The organism is Paraburkholderia tropica (genome assembly GCF_900109265.1).
In the GTDB taxonomy this organism is placed as follows: Bacteria; Pseudomonadota; Gammaproteobacteria; order Burkholderiales; family Burkholderiaceae; genus Paraburkholderia; species Paraburkholderia tropica.
The window spans coordinates 1-1,448 of sequence record NZ_FNZM01000059.1 but is presented as its reverse complement, the minus strand read 5'-3'; the positions used below and the strand labels follow the sequence as shown (position 1 = coordinate 1,448).

The window sequence follows — 1,448 nt, the reverse complement described above, 5'->3', positions numbered from 1 at the left end:
CTACAAGGGCTTCCCCGTTGAGCACAAGCGCAATCGAGGTTCGCTGTTGATACATACTGCAATGCCGCGCTGGTGCGTGTGAGAAGGTGAAGGACTGCGGTTCTACAACCGGTCATGTTGGACTAATGGTCCGGACCCTGATGAAAGACGCGCGCAGAGGCCTCATTCTCTAGCCGGGAATCAATATCCCCGTCGTGTTAGTCAGGCACGCTCCGCGCGGGTCCAACCCGCTTCACATCACCGCTGGCAGTGCAAAGTGATCGTTTATTTACTCATGATGTCGATGCCCTGTCCCGTTGCCGGTTGATCGACAAACTCGAATCGAAGTCAGTCTTTCACGGGATCGAGCCTGAAGTCATCGCCATATTTCAGCGAGGCCCACGCCAATCTCGCGTTCTTTGCGGCAATCGCGATGGCTGCACGCCAGTAGCCCCGACGCTCGACCAGCGTTCGGACCCACCGGCTGAAGCGATCCTGTTTCTCGCCGAGACTGGCGATAACGGCGCGGGCGCCGTTGACCAGCAGGCCGCGCAGATAGGCGTCGCCTGCCTTCGTGATGCTGCCCAGCCGGGCCTTACCGCCACTGCTATATTGACCGGGCGTGAGTCCGATCCAGGCTGCTACCTGCCGACCACTTCTGAAGTCGTGCCCGGCACCGATACTGGCGAGCAACGCGCTGGCCGTGGTTGGGCCGATGCCGCGCAACTGCATTAGCCTCTTGCTGCGCGCATCCTCACGCGCGATCTCAACGATCGCACGGTCGTATTCGAGCAGGCGATCCTCGATACGGCCGGCGTGCTCCAGCAGATCGCTGATGCTGCGCTTCGCCCAGCCTGGTAAAGCGTCCAGATGTTCCGTGATGTACCTGCGCAACTTCTCCGGGCTCTGTGGCAGCACCACGCCGAATTCCGAGAGCAGGCCTCGCAGCCGGTTGTAGGTCGCGGTCCTCTCTTCTACGAAACCTTGTCGTGTCCGATGCAGGCAAAGTGTTGCCTGCTGATGTTCGTCCTTGAGCGGCACGAAACGCATGCTCGGACGCGTCACTGCTTCGCAGATCGCGGCAGCATCTGCCGCGTCATTCTTGCCGCGCTTGCCGGACATACGATAAGGCGCCACAAGGTTTGGGGCCATGAGTTTGACCATATGGCCGTGCTGCTGGAACACGCGGGCCCAGTGATGTGCGCCGGAGCACGCTTCCATGCCGATGAGGCACGCTGGTAACTGCGAGATCAAGTTCACCAGTTGATCGCGCGGCACACGCGGCTTGATCAGCATCGCTTTGCCGGTCTCGTCCACACCGTGAACGGCAAATACATTCTTGGCAAGATCGATTCCGATAGTGACAATAGGCATGGACTTCCCCTCTCGCTGGTGTCGATGAACGTTCGCAACTTCATCCTGGCACATTGATGCCGACTCGCGGCTTCCGCCGCAGCCTCGGGACGGGG

General features: G+C 60.2%; 1 protein-coding gene. It reads right to left on the bottom strand.

All coding sequences use genetic code 11. The features are described 5' to 3' along the window. Positions 1-327: 327 nt before the first annotated feature. Positions 328-1,353: an IS110 family RNA-guided transposase gene (locus BMY06_RS38015; RefSeq protein ID WP_074987919.1), complete on the bottom strand. Its 1,026-nt coding sequence runs from the start codon at positions 1,351-1,353 to the stop codon at positions 328-330. Positions 1,354-1,448: the final 95 nt, after the last annotated feature.

What these genes read in the sequence shown, in the direction of transcription:
- BMY06_RS38015 (WP_074987919.1), bottom strand. Translation starts at nt 1,353, where the DNA reads ATGCCTATTGTCACTATCGGAATCGATCTTGCCAAGAATGTATTTGCC.